Origin of the sequence: Microcoleus sp. B4-C2, from assembly GCF_036705265.1 — a bacterium.
Taxonomy (GTDB): domain Bacteria; phylum Cyanobacteriota; class Cyanobacteriia; order Cyanobacteriales; family Microcoleaceae; genus Microcoleus.
Window position 1 is genome coordinate 13,913 of sequence record NZ_JAUBUB010000004.1, and the last position, 21,674, is coordinate 35,586.

At 44.8% G+C, this 21,674-nt stretch carries 14 protein-coding genes; 8 read left to right on the plus strand and 6 right to left on the minus strand.

All coding sequences use genetic code 11. The annotated features are described in order from the left end of the window. Window positions 1-32: 32 nt before the first annotated feature. Both QUB20_RS02455 and QUB20_RS02460 read left to right on the plus strand, forming a co-directional pair. A complete protein-coding gene (locus QUB20_RS02455) occupies window positions 33-167 on the plus strand; it encodes a hypothetical protein (RefSeq protein ID WP_333242987.1) in 135 nt (44 codons plus the stop codon). Window positions 168-182: 15 nt separating this feature from the next. Beyond that, on the plus strand, window positions 183-431 hold the full coding sequence (locus QUB20_RS02460) for a DUF2281 domain-containing protein (RefSeq protein WP_333242990.1): 249 nt from the start codon (window positions 183-185) through the stop codon (window positions 429-431). A 64-nt stretch (window positions 432-495) separates the two neighbouring features. On the opposite strand, the gene QUB20_RS02465 is transcribed toward QUB20_RS02460, so the two are convergent. The 3 genes from QUB20_RS02465 to QUB20_RS02475 form a co-directional block, all read right to left on the minus strand. Beyond that, on the minus strand, window positions 496-3,192 hold the full coding sequence (locus tag QUB20_RS02465) for a KGGVGR-motif variant AAA ATPase (RefSeq protein ID WP_333242993.1): 2,697 nt from the start codon (window positions 3,190-3,192) through the stop codon (window positions 496-498). Continuing rightward, window positions 3,189-3,653 carry a hypothetical protein gene (locus tag QUB20_RS02470; RefSeq protein ID WP_333242996.1) on the minus strand — a complete coding sequence of 155 codons (465 nt, stop codon included), beginning with the start codon at window positions 3,651-3,653 and terminating at the stop codon, window positions 3,189-3,191. The genes QUB20_RS02465 and QUB20_RS02470 overlap by 4 nt, the downstream gene beginning before the upstream one ends. Before the next feature lie 165 nt (window positions 3,654-3,818). Further along, window positions 3,819-4,856 (minus strand): NADP(H)-dependent aldo-keto reductase, encoded by a 1,038-nt coding sequence (locus QUB20_RS02475; protein ID WP_333242999.1) that lies wholly within the window; start codon window positions 4,854-4,856, stop codon window positions 3,819-3,821. 196 nt (window positions 4,857-5,052) lie between these two features. Here QUB20_RS02475 and QUB20_RS02480 point away from each other — a divergent pair, with 196 nt between their 5' ends. The 5 genes from QUB20_RS02480 (at window position 5,053) to QUB20_RS02500 (ending at window position 12,147) form a co-directional block, all read left to right on the plus strand. Then, complete coding sequence (locus tag QUB20_RS02480) at window positions 5,053-6,213, plus strand: DegT/DnrJ/EryC1/StrS family aminotransferase (RefSeq protein ID WP_333243002.1); 1,161 nt, start codon at window positions 5,053-5,055, stop codon at window positions 6,211-6,213. 149 nt (window positions 6,214-6,362) lie between these two features. Then, entirely contained in the window at window positions 6,363-7,238 is an 876-nt protein-coding gene (gene crtB / locus QUB20_RS02485; RefSeq protein ID WP_333243005.1) for a cyanoexosortase B, read from the plus strand. Window positions 7,239-7,246: 8 nt separating this feature from the next. After that, window positions 7,247-7,957: a cyanoexosortase B system-associated protein gene (locus QUB20_RS02490; protein ID WP_333291131.1), complete on the plus strand. Its 711-nt coding sequence runs from the start codon at window positions 7,247-7,249 to the stop codon at window positions 7,955-7,957. A 132-nt stretch (window positions 7,958-8,089) separates the two neighbouring features. Continuing rightward, window positions 8,090-9,667, plus strand: coding sequence for a polysaccharide biosynthesis/export family protein (locus QUB20_RS02495; RefSeq protein ID WP_333243010.1), 1,578 nt, complete (start codon window positions 8,090-8,092; stop codon window positions 9,665-9,667). A gap of 194 nt (window positions 9,668-9,861) precedes the next feature. Further along, a complete protein-coding gene (locus tag QUB20_RS02500) occupies window positions 9,862-12,147 on the plus strand; it encodes an AAA family ATPase (protein ID WP_333243013.1) in 2,286 nt (761 codons plus the stop codon). A 606-nt stretch (window positions 12,148-12,753) separates the two neighbouring features. Here the strand turns inward: QUB20_RS02500 and QUB20_RS02505 are convergent. Beyond that, window positions 12,754-13,032, minus strand: coding sequence for a hypothetical protein (locus QUB20_RS02505; RefSeq protein ID WP_333291133.1), 279 nt, complete (start codon window positions 13,030-13,032; stop codon window positions 12,754-12,756). 610 nt (window positions 13,033-13,642) lie between these two features. Here QUB20_RS02505 and lpdA point away from each other — a divergent pair. After that, the gene (gene lpdA / locus QUB20_RS02510) at window positions 13,643-15,079 is read left to right on the plus strand and encodes a dihydrolipoyl dehydrogenase (protein ID WP_333243017.1); all 1,437 of its coding nucleotides are present in this window, start codon (window positions 13,643-13,645) and stop codon (window positions 15,077-15,079) included. Between the two features lie 574 nt (window positions 15,080-15,653). Here the strand turns inward: lpdA and QUB20_RS02515 are convergent. Beyond that, window positions 15,654-17,588 carry a tetratricopeptide repeat protein gene (locus QUB20_RS02515; RefSeq protein ID WP_333243020.1) on the minus strand — a complete coding sequence of 645 codons (1,935 nt, stop codon included), beginning with the start codon at window positions 17,586-17,588 and terminating at the stop codon, window positions 15,654-15,656. Further along, a complete protein-coding gene (locus tag QUB20_RS02520; protein ID WP_333243023.1) occupies window positions 17,581-21,672 on the minus strand; it encodes a tetratricopeptide repeat protein in 4,092 nt (1,363 codons plus the stop codon). Before QUB20_RS02520 ends, QUB20_RS02515 begins: the two co-directional genes overlap by 8 nt. Between the last annotated feature and the right edge of the window lie 2 nt (window positions 21,673-21,674).

The window sequence follows — 21,674 nt, forward strand, 5'->3', positions numbered from 1 at the left end:
TGCCTGCTCCACAAGAATTATGCGAGACATAAATGAGCAAATTTCAATTATTCGATGCAGTTAATTTAACCGAAGGAGTCGCCCTCGCTGATGGGGAGATTGCACCCCCAGAAACAGCCGGGGCAATTGTTGAGGTTTTCAAGAATGGTGAAGCTTATTTAGTATAATTATTTGGGGGATGGGTGAAAGCGGAAGTTGGCGGGGATTTTGTTCCTGCAACTCAGGATGAACCGGGCGCATTTATGGAAACGATTGGTGTTGAAACAGTTTATCCGCATCAGTTGCAATTAATAAAATCTGCCGACGAAATGATGGGGATTCGAGAGCATTTACTGTCGGTTTTAAATAATTTACCTGACGAGTTAGTGGCTGAAGTCTGCGATTTTGCGGAGTTTTTGCAGGAAAAACAGCAAAAAGTGCGATCTGATTAACGATTTGTGAGAAAAACTACTCTGTCATTAACCTTAAACTTAAAAACTATTATAATTGTGTCTCTCAAGACTTCTGTCCAGCACGGCGTGCTAAAGCTAGAATTCTTGGACGCCCACCAGCCGTCATTGAAAAGTCTAACCCCAAACGGAAAATTTCCGGCATATAATATTCATCATTTTCACGGATGACTACACCATTATCTTCCAAGATTTTCATTTCTTCTACTGAGAGTTCAATCATATCCCTCGTGAAGGGTATTTTCCGCTTTTCTTTTGGTAAGTTACGCAACTTAGTGAATACATCTTTCAATGCTGTGTTTTCTATCTCAATTTCATCAATTTTGTTCCGGCTGCATTCGGGCAATGCCCCCTTGATGGCTGTAGGGATAAGTATCCGATCTTGCCAGCGACTATCATCATTGACAGACTCTTTGGCTGCTAAGTGTAGAAGCCGTACCAAATCCCGTGCTTGAATTTGTCCCCTGAGATCCGAGATTGCTGCGAGCGCAAATCTGGCAGAACCAGCTTCTTTAGAGCGTTCGCTTCCCAGTCTTTTACCCCATAAAGGAACTAAAGCTTCCGTCAGTTCTTCTTCATTCATATTTTGAAGTTTTTCATAATTAATTTGGGGAAGCATATTTACTCGTTTTGTTACCCAAGCAACCAGCCGCAGTGCTTCTTCCCGATTCCACTTCAAAGCGTAAGGTTCATATCGAGCCATCATTTGAGCTGCATTTTGGTGTACAGCAGCAAGCACTATATCGCGTCGCACAAATATAATAATACCTAACGGAAGACCCGGCTGTTGCCCTAGCCATTCAGGGACATCCTGAAGCAGAGATCGGATAGCAGTTTGTTGAGCTGGATTGCTGGCAAAGTTTTGGAAAAGGTCTTCTAAGCCATCAATAACAACAACCAGTTGCTTTTTAGTAGCGGCTAGATGCTCAGTTAATCTTCGGCCAGCATTTTCTAGCGTAGTATCTTCTGCTTGGGATTTTGTTTTTTTATGGTCGAAGCCAACACCCCAGGCTATAACATTTAACCAGCGATCGCGCCACTCTCCTTCGTGAAGATTATTGAGCCGATAACTATCTCTGATATAGTCACGAATAGGACTGGCATCTGGCGCCTCGAAACCCAACACCTGTGCTGCCTTTGTTCGTACGTTTCGGACTATATTTTGAGCCGATTCTTGCAGGTTGCTTGACTCTATAATTGGGCAAATAACAGCATTACTTTGGACTTCTATTGCACCAGCATCTATGGCAAACTTTTGCCATGTTTCTCTGCAAACAATCTGGAGAAAAGTGTAAGTTTTACCTGAACCTTTCGCGCCAACTATTACTGTAATAGGGAGGCGGCGACGGTGATCTGAAGCCAAGTGCCGCAAGGGAGTGGTAGCTAAAAAGTCATTTACTTCTGCATTTTCTGCAAACACTAATTGTTTGGCTATCTTGCTCAGTTCTTCTCTTTGGGACTTCAAGCTAGAAAGGGGGTCTTCAATAAGTTTGCTGCACTGAATTGGTAACCATTCTACTAAAGGACGTACAGCATCAACAATTCCCGCTCGCAACAGACGAGTGACTACCTCTTCCCAAGTAGGAGGCAAAACCAGTAGACTGTCAGTAAATGATGTCAAGACTCTCACAGGTTCGCCACCTTCTCCTAAAAACGGACTAGCAGCTTCAAGCAGTTTAGTTTCCGCTTCTAATACTATATCGCTGGGTCGCTCCTGGTCGGGAATCTGGTTAATAATCAATGCAGGCAATGGTTCAGTATCTCTCCTAGAAAGCGATCTTTCTCCAAGAAGCTCTAGAAGTCTTACTGTTCCTGAAATAGACTGTGCGCTTAAAGTGGTAACAAAGATACGGTAGACTCGCGGATCTAAGATTAGACCTGTAGAAAGTTCAGAAACTCCAGCCCGCAGGTCTACTATCACAAAATCAGCGCCTAAAGCTTGACCGAGACTAGCTAAAATATTCGTTAATATAAAAGGGTTTTTAGCACCTTGAAAAAGATGTTCTGGTCGGATCTCTAAAGCAGTAAATTTTTCTGTGAAACGGAACGAAGGTAACACATAAATCCCATCAATTAGAGCATTTTGAATTCTGTCTGCTACTAATTGAACAGCATCTACCGCGTCAGGAGAAGGATCGCCGTGAACGAGGGCGATCAGGTCAGCAAAGGAGACACTAGGATTAGGCAATCGGCGAGCAAAAACCCAACTAATTCCAGGTGCTTCTAAGTCTCCATCTACAAGAAGAACTTTATGTTTATCTTCCGTTAGAGCCTGTGCTAAAGCTAGAGCATGGGTTGTGCGTCCAACGCCACCTTTAAAGGAATGAAAAGCAACTACTGGCGGAACATCGGAGGATAAAATATCTGGGCGTTGAATATCTTGGCACCGCTGCCAAAGCACTCCGGGCCGGGATAAAGTGGGCGTCAATCTAGGAATCGGCGGTTGTTCTTCTGTTTCTTCAAAAAAGATCGGTAGGGTACGTTCGCTCTCAGGTAAACTTTCTAAAATAATTAAACCCTGTACTATTTCCGGCTGTGAATGAATTCGGTAGCGAGGCTCGTAAGCCTCTTCCAGCCAAGCTGAAGCTTGTGCTTGAGTGCCCGGGCGAATTCCTATCGTTAACTCATCCCAATAAGCCGTCGCCCTAACCAACCATTCTGGCCAGTTATTTTGCTCTTGCTTTCGGACCAAGACTTGTTCTACGTCAACCCAAGTATATAGACGAATATCTGACGGAATCATCGATTTATTTCCTCTTTAACCCAATTGCAAACGTTTTTTAACCACTCAACCACTCTTTTTTCTTTCTCAGAGTTCATGCGAATCCCATACCGCCATACCTGATGAGCTTTCTCTATACCTAAATCCGATCCACCGTTAGCCAGACTGAAATGCGGTGTCTCTCCAACAATCCTAGCAGAAATTTTGAGTTCTTTTTTCCACCTGTCTAAGTTATGACCGTCAGGAGAGAGGAGTGTTGAGTCTGAAATATCATTTGTTGTTCTCAACTTGTTGCGTTTCAGCCAGATGCTCTTCATTCCGCATTCGGCTGCATAGAAGAGAAGCAGGTAAGAGGAAGCACAGAAACTATCTGTTGTTTTTTCATAGGCGCTAAGATGAGAATTAAAGGCTTGCCGTAATTCACTTACCCCAGCCGGAATCTTAGAACTCAACTTCTCTTTTTGAGGTTCAAGGTTAGCCATCTAGTTTTTAATATTGTATAGTGTGCCATCATAATTTATTTGTATTGTTGCACAAGTAAGGTTAATTTTTGCCATTTCTCTATTTTCTTGATTTGTACAACCTAACATGATTTTATAAAAAAAGTAAGTTGGGTTTCGTTACGTCAACCCAACCTACTAATAAACTTACGGTGTCGGATTCGGATACTTAGCGTGTACCGCATTGATTTCCGCTATGATATCCTTATCCAAATTCACCTCCAAACTACCGATATTTTCCTCCAACTGTTCGAGGCTGGTTGCACCGATAATAGTGCTAGTTACAAACCAGCGCGATCGCACATACGCCAAAGCCATCTGCGCCGGACTTATCCCATGTTTCCCCGCAATCTCAACATACGCTTTCACCGCATCATTCAGATTAGTTTTATCGTAACGCTGACCAAATCCCGCAAATAAAGCCAACCTGGAATTTTCGGGAATTCCATTCAAGTATTTACCCGTTAACAGCCCAAACCCCAAAGGACTGTAAGCCATCAATCCCACATTCTTAAAACGGCAAGTTTCTGCTAAATTTAGGTGAAATGTCCGATTGCTCAAACTGAAAGCATTCTGAATCGAAACAACTTTCGGCAAACCGTGTTTTTCAGCCAACGTGCAAAACTCGCAAACTCCCCAAGGCGTCTCGTTACTCAAACCCAAATAGCGGATTTTGCCAGCTTTAATTAAGTCAGCAAATACCTCTAACTGTTCCAAAATTGGTACTGTTTCGTGCTCTTGGGCGATGTCGTAATCCGGCGCGCCAAATAAGGGCACATAGCGGTCTGGCCAGTGGATCTGATAGAGGTCTATGTAGTCAGTTTGCAAGCGCTTCAGGCTGTCATTCAGGGCTTTTTCCACATTTGGGCGATCGATCTGATTTTTCCCTTCGCGAATCCACTTTAATCGAGTGCTTCTGCCCGCCACTTTAGTCGCTATAATGACTTTATCCCGCTGCTGTTTCACCAACCATTCCCCGATATATTCCTCTGTTTTTCCCTGAGTTTCCGGTTTTCCAGGGACGGGATACATTTCTGCAGTATCGATAAAGTTGATTCCTCTATCGATCGCAAAATCGAGCTGTTGGGCCGCTTCTGCAACGGTGTTCTGCTGGCCATAAGTCATCGTACCCAAACAGATTTCAGATACTGATAAGTCGCTGTCACCGAGTTTTTTGTATTCCATGATTTTGATTGCTGGAAAATTATCTGATTCTATATTACCGAAAAAGTTTGATTTAATTGACCGCTCCAGAAAAGTGCGCGAGGCTTTCTCATCTCTTCCTCTTTTCCTCTGCGCTCTCTGCGCCCTCTGCGGTAAAAAAAAATTAAAAAATATCCGCACTTAAATGTTAATATAAATAATTACGTCCTGATAGTTTATGAGTACCCGCCCGCCCAAAGTTCCCTTTGTAAATCTCTCCCTGCAACACCAACCAATCCAATCCCAAATAGCAGAAGCAATTAGAAAAATTATCGAGGAAGGAGAATTTATTTTAGGTCAAGCCGTCGCCGAATTTGAAACAGCATTTGCAGCAGCTTCAGGAGTAAAATACGGCGTAGGAGTGGCTTGTGGAACAGATGCGATCGCTCTGGGACTCCAAGCTTGCGGCATTAATCCGGGCGACGAAATTATCATACCCGCTAACACTTTTATTGCCACCGCGATCGCCGTCCTAAAAGCCAAAGCTATACCTATTCTTGTAGATTGCGACCCCGAAACCGCCCTGATTGACCTCACAGCAGCCGCAACAGCAGTTACCTCGAAAACTAAAGCAATTATCCCCGTACACCTCTACGGTCAAATGGTATCGCCCCGGCAGCTTTTAGATTTTGCCAATCGCCACGATTTAATCATATTTGAAGATGCCGCCCAAGCGCACTTAGCCGAAAGAGAAGGATACCGCGCGGGTTCCATTGGTAAAGCAGCAGCATTCAGCTTTTATCCCAGCAAAAACCTCGGTTGTTTTGGCGACGGCGGTATGTTAATTACTAATGATGCACAACTCGCAGAAAAAATGCGAACTCTCCGCAATTACGGAGCACCCAGCAAATATTTGCACACAGAAATCGGTACCAACAGCCGCCTCGACAATTTGCAAGCAGCCGTGCTCAATGTTAAATTGCCTTACTTAGAAAAATGGAATCGCGATCGCACCGCCGCCGCCCAATACTACAATAGTCTATTAGAACCCCTGAAACGCAAAGGCATTGTACCCATCGCCAACCACAGCAGCAGCGGTCACATTTATCACCTATATGTTATCAAAATTACTGAGGAAAGCTCGTTAGCGAAGCCCTCGAAGAGGATCGACCGCAACACCCTTCAGGAAAAACTCGCCCAACACGGCATTCAAACAGGCATACACTATCCCATACCTTGTCACCTGCAACCCGCCTACCAAAACTTAGGCAATCCGGGCGACTTCCCCCACGCAGAAACCCTGTGCCAACAAATTTTATCATTGCCAATGTATCCCGGATTGAGCAATACTCAGATCGAGCAAGTTGTTCGGGCGATCGTACTATCATTGAATTGCTAATTGTTCATCAAACTTATGCTGCAGGTGATTCAAACAGTAGGGTGCGGTTTTCAAAGCGTTTCTGTGGCGAATTAACAAATCTTTAACTCACACTTTAAAACCCCAAAGCGTTGCGAATCCAGCGCGGCAATCTTAAAACTTCTCAAACCATGCAAATCCAGCGCAAAATTCGCATTGTTTTCAAGCGATACCTCCTGGGGGAAGGTATCACGGCGCTCCTAGTGCTGCTGTACGCCCCCTTGCTAGTACACTGGTACGACGGCTGGTTCAACAAAACCATCAGCCTCGAACACGAATATTTCAGCCACGGACTAATTGGTTTACCCTACGCAGCTTATATTGCTTGGATGAACCGAAAGTGCTGGCGCAACTTGCCCAATTCACCGCATCCTTTGGGAGGCTTTTTGCTGGTACTAGCCACGCTTTTTTATCTGAGTCGCTTGAGCGATTTAGTAAATTTATCCCTCCCCATAATGCTGGCCAGCATTTGCTTATCTTTAAAAGGAATTCCCGGCTTACAATTGCAGGCGATGCCACTTTTATTCGTATTTCTGGCCTCGCCAAACCACATTCCTTACCTCATAGAACCCTACGCCTTGCCCTTACAGCAATTCATTGCTGAAGCATCAGGCTGGATATTAATTAAGGTTGGTATCAACGTGAGAGTGGAAGAAATTTATCTGTACGTAAACGATCGCATTGTAGAAGTTGCTCCACACTGTGCAGGCTTAAAAATGCTGTTTACCAGTCTTTACGTTAGCTTAATTCTGCTGGATTGGACGGGAGTTTGGAACTCGGGCAAAAAAAGTCTTTTGTTTTTAGTGATTACATCCATTATTAGCATCACTTCCAACATTTTTCGCAATACTTTGCTAACTTACTTTCACGGAACCGACAGAGAGACGCTTTTTAATTGGCTACACGCCGGATGGGGCGGAGATTTGTATTCTGCTTGTATACTAGGGTTATTGGTACTTCTCCTCAACGGGATGGAAAAGTATTTCCCAAGTCAGTCTGGCAATTAATGAAACAGATGATTTCAGCACAGAAACTCCTGCGGCGGTATCAATTATCTAAAATTATGGTACTGGTGTTTTTGCTGGTATTAGTTGGGGCAGTAGCAATTCCAGGCTACGCGACGGGAAGGTGGCCTTGGACAAACCCGCCAACCCTTGCCAACCTCAAGCAATTAAGAAGTGTGCGCCAAAACGGGATAAAAATTCCTGGGTGGCAGGTTATAGCCGTTCAGAATAACGTTCAAATTGGCACTCACAGATGGTTAGTTCAAGAAATTAAAAAGGATAAAACAATTGCCATTTTATTGCTGTTGCCTCAAAATTACCCCAAAAACCAGCCCCAAGTAGAATGGCTAGATATCGATGGATTTCACCGATGGCAAACCGATTCTCATCGCACTTTGAGGTTTACAGTTAAATTAGCACCAATACCCGGCCAGCCACCGCCTACTGTCGAGGCGAGGTTTTTCCGAAGCTGGACTCCCCAACAAACTTTTGCTGTCGTGCAGTGGTACGCTTGGCCTAACGGGGGTTCTCCAGCAACCAGTCGCTGGTTTTGGGAAGACAGCATGGCTAGACTCTCGAACCGCCGCGCCTCTTGGGTTGCTGTCAGTATCATCCTTCCCATTCAACCGCAGGGCGAGATTAAGATAGCTCAACCATTGCTGGAATCTCTTGCCGAAAGTGTCCAGGCTAAATTAATTACAGAAACTTTTCGGTTTCAGTAAGCAGGTAGGTGCAAATAAATCAGTCTAGCGCGTGGGCGAGTTTTGCCAAAATCAACTGTTTTTTAGTAAATATCCGGCGGATTCAACTCGCCCCTAAAATATCTTATTGTTTTTTCTAGTCGCTATATTTAGATGAAACTTACAAATCAGGTCATTATTCAAAATATTACTTTTTTAAATCCTCTGAAAATGCGGCAAAAATCCACTATTAAAAATCGCCTCGCTTTTTACTTGGCAGGCCTGCATTCAACTGCTTGGACTCTATCTTTTGCTGCTGTATTCTGGGGTTTTAATAGCAAAAATTTTTCGGAAACGGCTTTAGCTCAATCTGTTGTTCCCAGAGACGAGCGACTCGTGGCGCCACCGCCACCGCCTGTACCGCCACCGCCGCCTGCCAATTTCAACCGGGATATTAACCCAGCTTTTCGGAATCGGCCCTACCGCCTGGGGCCGGGAGACCAGATTTCTGTTCAAGTTCAGCGCTTCCCAGAGCTTGGTTTTACGGGTGCAATCAGCCCTGAAGGGGTAATTGTACTGCCGCTAATCGGAACAGTAAATGTGCGCGGCCTTACTGTCGAAGAATCACAGCAGCGCCTCCGGGAGCGCTTTGGCCAATTTATCAAAAATCCTCAAGTCTCGGCTGCTTTGCTGGTTCAGCGCCCCGTAGTGGTGACGGTGACGGGGGAAGTGGCCAGACCGGGTTTTTATCCGCTGCAAACCCCCCAGCTTCCTGCGGCTTTGGCGGCGGCTGCTGGGACTAATCCTACGGCGGAACTGCGGGCGGTGCGGGTGCGGCGGACTCTGCCGTCCGGTGCTGTGGCGGAGCAAGTTGTTGATATTTTGACACCGTTGCAAACTGGTATTGCTCCACCGGAGTTGCGTTTGGAAGATGGAGATGCGATCGTCGTACCGTATAAACAGGTTACGCCCGATCGCAAATCCGATCAAGATTTAGCGTCCAGGTACAGCCTCGCTGCTGCTGCTGTCCCCGTCCAAATCACTGTCACCGGAGAAGTCAGCAAACCGGGTTTTTACACGCTTCCGGCGGGTTCTGGTCGAATTTCGGCTGCTTTGGTGACTGCGGGGGGAGTCACGGGAAAAGCCGATTTGCGGGAGGTGCGAGTGCGGCGGACGCTGATGGACGGCTCCTCGGTGGAGGAACCAATCGACCTCTACACTCCCCTAGCAAACGGTAACGATTTGTTCGATTTTCCTTTGGCATCGGGAGATGTGATTGTCATCCCGGAATTGGACGCTAGTACCAAAAACCTAGACTACGATAAAGCTCTGGTTTCGCGGTCTACTCTGATTAAGCCCAGGATCTACGTTCGAGTTTTGAGTTACGCTAGTGGTGGTTTGACCTCGTTCTATGTTGAAAATGGCAGTCGGTTTTTGGATGCTCTCAACAACTTGCCTGTTAATCTTGCTGACTTGCGAAAAATAGCCCTGATTCGGTTCGACGAAAAGCAAGGTAGAGCAATCAACCGTTCGATAGATGCTAAAGCTGCTTTGGAGGGCAATGTTTCTCAGAACCCGATGCTCGAAGATAATGATGTGATTGTGATTGGTAGGAATTTGGTAGAGCGCATTGGTTATGTAATCAATACTTTTACTCGACCATTCCGGGATACTTTGGGATTTATTCTGTTCTTTGAGCAGTTGAGAAATGGGGTAACAGATTTGTTCGGCCCGTCACGTAATGATAGGTAGTCATACCATTTTAGGTTTTAGATTTTAGATTTTAGATTTAAGATGGAGAATGACTTAGGCGATATGGGTTTTAATCACCGACCGAAAGTTCTAAGATTTTTGGGGGATTTGTAGAATTAGTCCGCAATCATTAGTTATCGTTAACACTTAGCAATCTAAAATCTAAAATCTAAAATCTAAAATCTAAAATCGTCATGACTTTATCAGTTGTTAAACGTTATTTAATTGCTTTCGACCAATACAAGTGGGTGGGACTGGCTACTCTCGCGGTGACTGTTGGCGTGTCGGGAGTAGTGGCCGTGCAGCCAAAGCCGGCGCCAGTTTACGTTGCAATAGGTACGCTGGCCTACGACAGGCCGAGCGTGATTTTTTCATCGACTACTACTAAAATTCAACAGGAAGGACAAGAAATAACTAAAGATATGCTACTGGATACAAGGGTGGTTGAACCAGCAGCCGAAAAACTCATCAAACCCGAAGAAAAATTAAACAAAGAAGAAGCGAAAGAAAAAATACAAGCTTTGGCTAAAAAGCTGGAAAAAGATGTGCAGATAAAGATGCCAAGTAAGAATAATGACCCCAGCGCTTTGATTCAAGTATTGTATAAAAATGCCGATCGCCAAAAAGCAGAAGCGGTAGTAAAGACGCTGATGTACGAAATGGTGGAACACAGCAAAAGTATTAATACTTCTAGACTGCGTGAGACGATCACCCAAATTAACAAGCGTTTGCCGACAGTAACTCAGGAACTCAGAGAGACGGAAGCAAAACTTGAAGCCTACGAAAAACGAGAAGGAACTTCAATTTTAGCAGCTCAGAGCGGTGCACTGCCGCAAGCGATTACCAGCAGCCAACAGCAGCAGCGGCAACTCCGCGTGCAGTTGGGAGGAATTGAAGCTCAAATGAACAGTTTGCAGGATCGCTTGGGATTGAATGTGGAGCAAGCTTATGTCGCTCAAGCACTCTCTGCAGATCCAATTATTGCCCAACTGCGAGTGCAATTGTTTTCGATCGAATCTCAGCTCAAAATTCTCCGCAGCGACTTGCAGGAGGAACACCCGAAAATTGTGGAATTGCTTAAACAAAAACTTGCTTTTGAGCAGCAGTTGCAGCAGCGGCAGTCTGAGGTACTAGGCGGTAACGGGGTGGCGGCTCCGCTCAGAAGTGCTGATCGAATTCGGGTAGACTCTTCTTTAGATCCGGCTAGACAGCAGTTAGCTCAAACTTTGATTGCTTTGCAAACGCAGCGGGATACGGTGCAACAGCAACTCCAAGGAATCGAGAAAACTGAACAAGAATTGCGTCGGGAACACGCGACAATCCCCAACAAGCAGTTAGAACAAGCGCGGTTAGCCCAGCAAGTGGCGTTCAAAAAAGCTCTCTACGACAAGATGCAGTCGGCTTTGGTAGATGCTGAGGCGGCGGTAGCTGAGACAACGGGGAGTTTGAGAATCGCCCAATTGCCGCAAACTGATGATGTTGAGTCAAACAAGAGAGGTTTGCCCGTGATGCTGGCGGTGGGCGGCTTTGTGGGATTGCTGCTGGGCGGGGGATTGATATTTTTGTTGGGGATGCTCAACGGCAAGTTTTACAGTTGGGAAGAAGTGCGGGCGGCTTTGGTGGAAAAAGAGGTGCCGATACTGGCAGTTTTGCCTGAAGTGACGGTGTTTGATTCCTACGGCGATGAAATAATGCCGCTCGCCTTGGAGGCAAATTCTCCCTATTTGGAGTTTTACGAGCGGTTGCGTACTAATTTGCGCCGGATCGGGAACAAACCGGTGAAGGTGGTGTTGCTGACTTCGGCGGCGCCTTTGGAGGGGAAAAGTTTTAGTGCTTACAATTTGGCAATTGCATCGGCTCGATCGGGTAAACGGACTTTGCTAATTGAAGCAGATTTGCGATCGGCTTCTAACGTTGAATCTTTGAAAATTTCTGCTGATCCTCTGGCGACTGTGGAACCTTTGCACTATTACGGCAATATTAGCGAGTGCGTTCTTTTGGTTCCAGAGGTAGAGAACCTATACGTAGTGCCGAGTCCCGGCTTTTTGCGACAGGCCTCCGCCGTACTAGAATCCAGCGAAATGCGGAGATTGTTTGAGGATGTTCGCAACCGCTTTGATTTTGTGGTTGTGGATTCTCCGGCTTTGAGCGAGTGCAACGACGCGCTGACGCTGGAACCGTACACGGACGGTATGATTTTGGTGGCGCGGCCTGGTTACACTTTGTCTAGTATGTTGTCTGAGGCTGCAGATCAGTTGCTGGAATCTGAGGATGACGAGTCGCATAAATCTGGGCCGCGGCTGTTGGGAGCGATTATTAACGGTGCTGATATTCCGGTGAAGTTCCGCAATGATCTTGATATTGATGAATGGGAGTTGCCTGTGAGTGCGATCGGCGATCGGGCGATCGAAGTGCGATCGAGGCAATTACCGCAGCACTCAAAGCCTAAAAACAAGGCTATTAATAGTAAATTGAGATGATTTATCTGGCTTGATTCTTGTAAAGCAATCCTCAAGCAAATGTGAATGTTTTGTAGGTGCAACCTAAGCAGGTTAAGCCGAAAGCATCGTTAACAGCCCGTCGATTTTAGATTGGGAATTGATATAAATTCCGGTGGCATTTGGAATGATTAAACCGCAGAGGACACAGAGAACACAGAGTCAGAGAACAGAGAGATGAATCATTTCTATTCTATGAGATTTGAGATTTGAGATTTGAGATTGATATCAATTCTGGTTGCTTTGGAATGATTAAACCGCAGAGGACACAGAGAACACAGAGTCAGAGAGCAGAGAGATGAATTATTCCTATGCTGCCGAATTTGACATTAAAAATTGACTCCACAGATTCATCTGGGAGCGTGAACATTAATCTAAAATTTTTCGCTTGTCAACAGTCAACAGTCAATCGATTTTAGATTTTAGATTTTAGATTTTAGATTGACTTGCGCGAGATAAATGCTCTTTCTTGAGGATTTTAGATTTTAGATTTTGGATTGATTCCACGGATCAATCACGTGGCGGGTACCACCTTTGAAATTCGCTTGTCAACAGTCAACAGTCATTACTTGAAAATGTGTCATCGCACTATTGATTGGATTCCGGGCGTTTGGAGTGTTTTTTCTGGATAAACTGTTCCAAATCGGCGATCGCATCTTCAAAATCCGACAAATTAATTTTCGCAGGTCTAGTCTTCTTCGGCAAACTCGAAGACTGACTCGAAGGTTTAGCCGGAGGCGGTGGAGATTTCGGTTGTGCAGCTTGCGTGCTGTTCGATTCTATAGAATCGAACAATTCATCCAGGGACTCAAAAAATGATTGAGCCGAGGCCCGGCGTAAATCTTTCTGGTCGTCGTCATCCGTCATAAGCCACTCCATAGGGTCTAAAATTTGCCAACAAAGTCTGTCTGCCCCGGCGCGTGCAGATATTAGACATGAAAACCGACTAAAACAAGCAGGAGGACAGAATTTAACCGGGCGATGGGAATGCCTGTGGCTGAACTTGCTGCCCCATATAAAACCCAGGGCTGTTTCATTCTCACCAAAAACGAGGTTTTTGTAGGGGTAGTGCTACCCCTACTCCCCGTGCCTACCCCCGCCACCAACCATCGAATGGGGGTTTCAGCCAAAAGGGCCGGCACGGGAGCACGGCCCCTACCAAGAATGAAACCGCCCTGCTATAAAACCTGCCGCGGGCATTGTCAGCCTTCAAACTATATTTAACTCTACACCCGCCTACTGAGTGATTTGAGACTTGGTGCAGACCCAGCTCAAAATCATTGACCCTGAAAAAATCTCAGTTAGGGCTCTTTCGTTGTCTAATTAACCCTAGTCTAGTCGAGAATAAGGAGACAGGACTTATGCAACTATTACCGCTGTTCAAGGGTTGCGATGGCAACGCGCCACCCCGAAAGGACGGAAATACGGTGTTTTTTGCTTGAGTCCTAAGATTTCAAAGGCATTAGGAGATTTTAAGGTGACTCAGGGATTTGATTACGATTTAGCAATTATCGGCGCTGGCGTGGGCGGACACGGGGCGGCCATACACGCGGTTAGCTGCGGGCTGAAAGTGGCAATTATCGAAGCAGGGGACATGGGGGGGACTTGCGTCAATCGGGGCTGCATTCCCTCGAAGGCGCTGTTGGCGGCTTCCGGGCGGGTGCGAGATTTGCGGAATGCCCACCACCTAAAGACTTTGGGTATTCAATTGGGCAGTGTGGATTTCGATCGCGGGGCGATCGCCAATCACGCTAATACTATTGTTAGCAAACTTCGCGGCGACTTGACTAACAGCCTCAAACGTTTGAACGTCGATGTCATTCAAGGTTGGGGCAAAATTGCCAGTGCTCAAAAAATTACCGTCGAAACCGATAAAGGCGAGAAAACTATTACCGCCAAGGATATTATTCTCGCTCCCGGTTCGGTTCCCTTCGTCCCCCCTGGGATAGAAATTGATGGCAAAACTGTATTTACCAGCGATGATGCTGTCAGGTTGGAATCGCTACCGAAGTGGATTGCAATTATTGGTAGCGGCTATATCGGTTTGGAGTTTTCGGATATTTACACGGCCCTGGGCTGCGAAATTACGATGATTGAAGCTTTAGACCAATTGATGCCGAGTTTTGACCCGGATATTGCTAAGTTAGCAGAACGAGTGTTAATTGCACCCCGCGATATTGAAACAAAAGTAGGTGTTTTGGCCAAGAAGATTACTCCTGGTTCGCCGGTAATTATTGAATTAGCTGATTTCAAAACTAAGGAAGTTGTCGAAGTTTTGGAAGTTGATGCTTGTTTGGTAGCAACTGGTCGGGTTCCTGTGAGTAAGAATTTGGGGTTAGAAACTGTTGGGGTGGAAACGATGCGCGGTTATATCCCAGTTAACGATAAGATGCAGGTTTTGGCGGCGGGAGAACCGGTGCAAAATTTGTGGGCGATCGGCGATGTTAATGGCAAGATGATGTTAGCGCATTCTGCGTCTGCTCAGGGAATTGCTGCGGTGGAAAATATTTGCGATCGTGCCCGCGAAGTTGACTATTTGAGTATCCCGGCGGCGGCGTTTACTCACCCGGAAATTAGCTATGTGGGGATGACTGAACCTGCGGCCAAAGAGTTAGGAAAAACTGAAGGGTTTGAGGTCGGTTCTGTCAAGAGTTATTTTAAGGGAAATTCTAAGGCTATTGCGGAGGGTGAAACTGACGGTATGGCTAAGGTGATTTACCGGAAAGATACTGGGGAGTTGTTGGGAGTTCACATTTTCGGTTTGCACGCTTCGGATTTGATTCAGGAGGCGGCCAATGCGATCGCCCAGCGCGATTCTGTTAATACTTTAGCATTCCGAGTTCACACTCACCCGACGCTTTCGGAAGTGCTTGATGAGGCGTTTAAACGGGCGGCTGGAGCGGGTACTCATTAATTTGTAGGGGCAGTTTTATTGTTTTAGATCCCCGGCTTCTTGAAGAAGTCGGGGATTTAAGTATTCTGTTTTAGGGCGGTGGTAGAGCAAGTTAAACGAGATGAAAGTGTTCGCAATTGCATCTTTTAGCATTCTCGCTTAACAGGCTTTCCTGCCTGTTCCACAAAGAGTAAGTTTTTTTGTGGGGAGTAGGGTTTGGGCTTTAATTCTTTAATTCCTTGTATATTCAGAAGCTCTGTTAGAACTTTAGTACCTTTTTTGTGGTGATGACTATAATTCCTCCCCCAAACTAAGAGTGACTATTTATAGTTAACAATCAAACTCGCTTAAATGTCAAGCCTGAGAAGGACTTGATTGGCATTTTGACATATTTGTTCAATTGATTTTACTGATTTAACTATTGATTTAGCATAGTAAGGAATGAGAATTAAATAACTTCCACTCTTGAAAGTGGGATGGGCGTCCCGCCCGTCCTTTTTGGAATTGCGGGACGCCCATCCCACAATAACAATTAAAATTGTAAGTTATTTAATTCGCGATCTTAAGTAACGAAGAAGCTAATTTTAGCTCAACTTTATTCCCAATCAAACTGCCTCCCAAAATATTGCTCTAATTCCTGATTGTAAGGTCGGAAATAATCGATCAACCTGTCGCGAACCGATTGATCGATCGGCTGGTAAGAACCGGGATTAGCATTTTGGTATTCAGACAATTGATATTCCGGCAAATCTAAGAATTCTAAAACTTGCTTGACGGTTGTCGCCGCACCTGCATAAAAATCTTCGCTTTTCAAAATTAACAACTGTTCTTGGGGAAAGAAAGTCCGCCAGTTTTTGATAAATTCTATGTACCTACCGCGAGCTAAATAATTCCCCGGTTCCTCGCCGATGATGTATTCTGGATTTTGATTCAACCGTTCAATTTCATCGCTAATTACTCGATCGAGCGATCGCGCTTCCCAATTTAAGCCAGTCAAGCGGTAAAATTGAGAAATCGCCCGATCGACCGGATTTCGCAAAAGTACAATCAGTTTAGCCTCTGGAAACGCGGTGTAGAGACGTTCCGGTGCTTCCCGATAGTCAAAATAGCTCGGACTTGCTTCGCCCGTCAAAAATTGCTCTCCCGAAGGCATTGGCGGAAAATGAGCCAAATACCAATCAATCCCTCTGTCAAAGTGCCACGAGAAAAAATCCATCTCCTTTTTAATCGGAGTCAAAATTTGCGGGTGTTGAGCTAAATAAGTATACAGAGAAGTCGTCCCGCACCGCTGACAACCAATAATTATAAAGTTAGGAACTTTAACGGCTTTTAAGTTCCAATTTTGTGGAACAGGCATCTTGCCTGTTTCTGCTTGTGGAACAGGCATCTTGCCTGTTTCTGCTTGTGGAACAAGCATCTTGCCTGTTTCTGCTTGTGGAACAAGCATCTTGCCTGTATCTGATTGTGGAACAGGCATCTTGCCTGTTCTCTTACTGATAATAGATGCAAAACCTTGTTTGTAACTGACAGTTCGATAAAAATCAATCGCCTCGGCAATTTTACCTTGCCTCGTCAAAACTTCCCCCAAATTCAGATAAGGCCAAAAAGCCTCCGGTTTAGCTGCAACAACTTCGCGGCACAAATTTTCAACTTCATCTAACTTGTTTTGCCTAACAAAAACTTCCCATAAATTGTAATAAAACCACCAAGGAAGATCGGGATTTATTTCTATTGCTTGGAAAAATGCCGCCGCCGCTTCCTCCCAATATTTTTGGTGGCTCAGAACAGCACCTAAATTATAATAAGACCAGCAATCATCTGGTTTTTGGGCGACAGTTGCGCGAGATGACGCTAATGCGCGATCATACTTTTCTTGCTGCTGCAACAACTCCTCCAATTCCGCTGACAGACTTGCACAAATAGGCAATTTTGTCAAGAGCATTTGGTAAAAAATAATTGCGCTTTTTGGGCGATCGTACTTGGCTAAATTCTCTCCTAACTGCAAATAAAACTCCCAATTTTCCGGTGTAATTTGCAATTGAGATTGTTCTAACACTAAGTTTAAATCAGACTCTGTTTGTCCGAGAGCGTATCCCAACTTCTCGTAAATTCCCGGCAAATCTCCGTCAATTTCAATAGCTTTTAAATACGTAGCGATAGCTTCATCCCACTGTTTGAGTTTAGTTAAAGCGTCGCCTAAATTGCAAAAAGACCAAGCAAAATCAGATTTGAGTGAAATCTCGCAGCGGTAAGCAACAGCAGCTTCTTCCCATTGCCGAAGTTTCAGCAAAGCATCGCCCAGATTGTGATAAGACCAGGAAAAATCTGGATTTAACTCAACAGCTTTTTTGTAAGCAGCGACAGCTTCCTCCCATTTTTCAAGTTTCAGCAAAACATCGCCCAAACTGTGATAAGACCAAGAAAAATTAGGATTTAATTTAATAGCATTTTTGTAAGCAGCAACAGCCTCATCAAACCTACCGCTTTCTTGCAGGGAATTACCCAAATTGTGGTAGTAGTCATTATCCATGAAAAACTCCTGCCAGACTCAGTAATTTTTCCAGCAAGTTCAAATCCACCCGCATATCTTTATGTCCGGGGCATTTCTGAATTTTGTCATCCACCAAGTCGCCCAGTAAATAGTAATGTTCCAAACCGCACAAATTGCTAATCATCCAATAACAATGCGGCACGTAAAGGGGAGAAAAAAGCTCAATTACCTTGGTTCGCGGACTGCAAAAAACTAGATTAGTCAACCCCCCTCCGTGAGGTGCGATAACTACTTTAGCAGCAGCTAAACATGATGCTTGTTCCCCTACCGACATCGTTTCTAACTTGACACTGCGAAACCCAAATTTTTCTAAGTATTTAATTACCTCTTCCTCGTTGACGAGTCGCCGATAAGATGCTTGTTTACGGGTGATATAAATTCGCTCTGAATAGTCTGTGTTTAGTGGCTGTTTTTCATTTAAAAATGTCTGTTTTAGATATTCACACTTCCATTTTGAAACTGCCCCAGATCCGTCATAAGATATTGAAGGAACTATTAATTTATCGGCGGTAATGTGTAAATTGCAGCGACTTTCTAAAAGTTTATCTTGAGGAATTCCTAAAATCTCTAAAGTTTCTGCTTGATAGGAAGAATCCGAGGCATTGACAACAAACTTATCTATAGTTTCTATCAATCCGCTCCGCTGCAAAAGGTCAAATCGCGTAATCACATCAAACATCCAATGAAAATAAGCGGCTCCACCCCAGCGAGCAGATAAAAAAGCCACATTTCCATCGACGTGTTCAGCGGGAGGCAATTTGTCGGAAGTGATTACCAATTCAGCACAACCCATTGAAATATCAGTAACAAGTTTATTGTTTGAAGTAATCACGGCGGTAGTCACCACATCTGCCCAAGCTCGTCCGTTTGGCAATACGGCAACAAAAGCTTTTCTGGAATGACTTTGATGCTCCCAAAATCTGTGGCTGCTGTCGATTGTTTTGGAATCAGATAAATTAATTTGACTCGCAGGATGGATGTCAATGCAGGTGAGGTGCGGATTCGATTCTGCTGCAACGATCAAATCTTCTGTAAACCCACAGTATTTTTTGAGAATTCTTAAGGGTAAGATTTGATTGCTGTATTCTCCCCGCTCGCTCTCATCGACTTCTCCTTTTTGTTCCAGAGCATAACCTATGTTATCGTAAACTTCAAACAAATCGGGTTTAATTTGCAGGGCTTGAACTAAATTAGCGATTGCAGGTTCCCACTGCTGTTTAGCCATTAAACTCAAACCCAATCCTTCGTAACACCAACAGGATTTTGGATCGAGATTGATACCTTTTTCGTAAATTGCGATCGCCCTTTCCAATTCCCCTTGGTTCTGCAGTGCATCACCAAACTTTTTGTACAGCCAACTATGATCGGATTCTAGCTCAATAGCACCACCAAAAGCCGCTGCTGCTTCGGGCCAATTTTCTTGTAATTCCAGAACTTCTCCCAAACTATTGTACAACCAACAATCATCGGGATTTAATTCAATAGCTTTGCGGTAAGCCGCCGCCGCTTCTTCCCAGTTTTCCAATGCAATCAAAGCCTTACCTAATCTGTCGTAAGACCAACAGAAATCGGGATTAAGTTCAACTAACTTGCGGTAAGCAACAGCAGCTTCCTCCCACTCAGAAAGCTCCATCAGTAAATCGCCTAAATTGTTGTAAGTCCAACAAAAATCGGGATTTAACTCAATAGCTTTGCGGTAAGCAGCAGCGGCGTCGCCGTGTTCCTCAATCGCCTGCAAAGTTTCCCCCAAAAAGTGGTAAGACCAACTAAAATTAGGGTTTAGTGCGATCGCCCGTTGGTAAGCTGCCCGAGCTTCCTCAAACAGTTCTTTCTCTTGCAGAGCTTTACCCAAATTGTGGTAAGTTAAGTAGTTGCCAGACTTAATTTTAATAGCTGTTTGATAGCGGGCGATCGCCTCATCCAAATAACCCGCATTTGCCGCAATATCCCCCAATTTTTCCCAACCCAGAGACAACAGATTTTGCTCTTCGCCCAAACTTTGATTGCCGAGTTTTTTGACAATCAGTTGATAGCCTTTGTGTACTACTTCTAACTGACTTCCAAACATCTCCAAAAAAACATCTATCCCAATTTTAGTATCTTGCTCCGGGCTGTCGGGAAACGTAAACTCGTAATCGTCAAAAATCATCAATCCCCCAACTTTCACCAACCTCCAAGATAAAATCGCATCTTGCAGAGCACTGGTGGGTTTATGACAGCCGTCAATGTAAGCAACATCATAATATTCCGAAGTCAAATTCACTAACAAATCTTGAGAGTAACCTTCTAATTCAATTACCCGATCTGCTGCTCCCGTTTTAACAATATTGCCTTTAAAATGTTGTTGAAAATACAAATCAATACAAGTAATCTTTGCCGTCGGATGAGTTAAAATATTATCCAGCAGCCAGCAAGCCGACATTCCCTGAAAACTGCCGATTTCCACAACTTGAAAATCCGCAATTCCGGTAAATTCCTGCAAATGCCGTTTCCAAATAGGAATATTGTGGGTAAACCAATCTTGGGTAAATTGATAATTTTTTGACGCACACTCAGGCCAACCCCTCAATTCGCCCGCTTTTTGGTGACAAATAATTGCTTCTTCTAATTCCCCTAATTGCGGTAAAATATTTCCTAAATCGTTGTAAGACTGAGCATTGCTCGGAGCGATTTCAATTTGGTGGCGGTAAGTGGCAATTTGTGCGTATAAGTCCTGTTGTTTCGCGCGAACATCTGTGAGTTGGGCGACAACTTCCGCAGCATTGGGTTCAATTTGCAGCGCCATGCTATAAAATACGATCGCACCTTCCAACAGCTTTTGTTTCGCTAAAATATTGCCTAAATTTATATAAAACTCTGCTCCATCTAACTCAATTCCCAGCAAGTTGTGGTAAATTTTCCCGCTTGCAAGTACCTCGATACCTTGACAATAAGTTTCGATTGTGCTGTCTAAACCCGCAGCGCTGCGCTTCCGCAACACATATCCCAACTTCTGATTGATTCCCGCCAAATTCTGCTCGATATGAACCGCGTGCAGGTAAGCGCTAACAGCTTCATCCCAGAATTTTTCGCAGGTGCAGGCAATTCCCAAATTGACATAAAACCAAGGAATATTGGGATTTAATTCAATAGCTTTGCGGTAGCAAATAATAGATTCGGGCCACAGTTGTTTTTGAGCCAAAGCTTCCCCTAAACAATTGTATGCCCAGTAGGAATTATCATTAATTTCAAGAGCCTGACGGTAACATTTAATGGCTTCATCCAACTCGCGCTTCTGCACCAAAACATTACCTAAACCCACGTAAGCACGAGCGTAGTTGGGATTGAGTTCGATGCTTTTGCGGTAACAGGCGATCGCCCGATATAATTCTCCTCGCTCCGCCCAAGTTTTACCCAAACTGTGGTAAGATTCAAAAGAATTTGGATTGATGGCAATGGCTTGTCGGTAATTGGCGATCGCCTCATCCCACCGTTTTTGGCCAATCAGCATTTCCCCCAAATTGTGATAAGCTGTGGCCAGTTGTGGGTTTAACCCAATTGCCCGGGAATAACATTCAATAGCGCGATCGCACTTTCCCAATTCAACCAAACTATTTCCCAGAGTCACGTGCTCCTCAGCAGTTGCCCAATTCGGCTCAATATTAAAAGCTTGATACCAACAGTCTGCCGCCTCTTCTCGCTTCTCTAACTGCGTCCAAATTCTCGCCAACTGCCGATAAACAGCAGCAAAATTCGGCGCTAGCGAAATCGCTTTTTCACAATTGGCGATCGCCTTTTCCCACTGTTTCCCCTGAGAATACAAAATGCCAAGATTAGCATAAACTTCCGGCAAATTTGGATTGCGATCGATCGCCGCTTCATACCACTGCTTAGCTTGCTCGATTTCACCTCGAACCTGCATCACCTTTCCCAGCGTCTGACAAGCTGCCGCCAAATTCGGTTCAATTTTCAACGCTGACTCGCAAGCAGCAACTGCCTCATTCAACTTTCCTTCGGCTAAATAAACTTCTGCTTGCCGACTCAAATCAACCGCTGCCTTTTCCATCTTCTCAATCGAGGGCATAA